Raw genomic sequence first — 430 nt, 5'->3', positions numbered from 1 at the left:
TTGCCGGGCTGATCACGCTGGAGCGACATGACGACCACGCGATGATCTTCTCCGTCGCGGTCTCCCCCGACTTTCAAGGCAAGGGCTTCGGCATTGCGCTGCTGAAACACGCGGATGAGCAGACCCATCTCTGGGGTCTGCCAGAAGTGCGGCTCTACACCAACGCCAGGATGGAGCGGAACATTGCGCTCTATCTTGCCTATGGTTTCCACGAAACGGGTCGCCGGCCCAATCCCTACCGGCCAGGATGGGTGCTCGTCGACATGGCCAAAACCGTCGATCAGATCACCGCGGCCTGATCTTTTTCTGCATTGGGAGGATGACAATGAGCACATCGGGAACAATCCGCGCCGGCATGGGCGGCTGGACCTTCGAACCCTGGGATACGTCCTTCTATCCCGACAAGCTTCCCAAGGCCAAGCAGTTGAAC

General features: G+C 59.3%; 1 protein-coding gene and 1 pseudogene. Both read left to right on the top strand.

The genetic code is table 11. The features are described from left to right. On the top strand, positions 1-299 hold a 299-nt coding region (locus EN969_RS34965), incomplete at its 5' end, for an N-acetyltransferase (protein ID WP_164758838.1). Between the two features lie 26 nt (positions 300-325). Continuing rightward, positions 326-430, top strand: a pseudogene (locus tag EN969_RS36550) (DUF72 domain-containing protein); the annotation flags it as partial.

The organism is Mesorhizobium sp. M7A.F.Ca.CA.003.01.2.1 (genome assembly GCF_003998945.1).
Lineage (GTDB): Bacteria > Pseudomonadota > Alphaproteobacteria > Rhizobiales > Rhizobiaceae > Mesorhizobium > Mesorhizobium ciceri.
The sequence above is the reverse complement of the archived record's forward strand: the minus strand, read 5'-3'. Positions and strand labels throughout refer to the sequence as shown.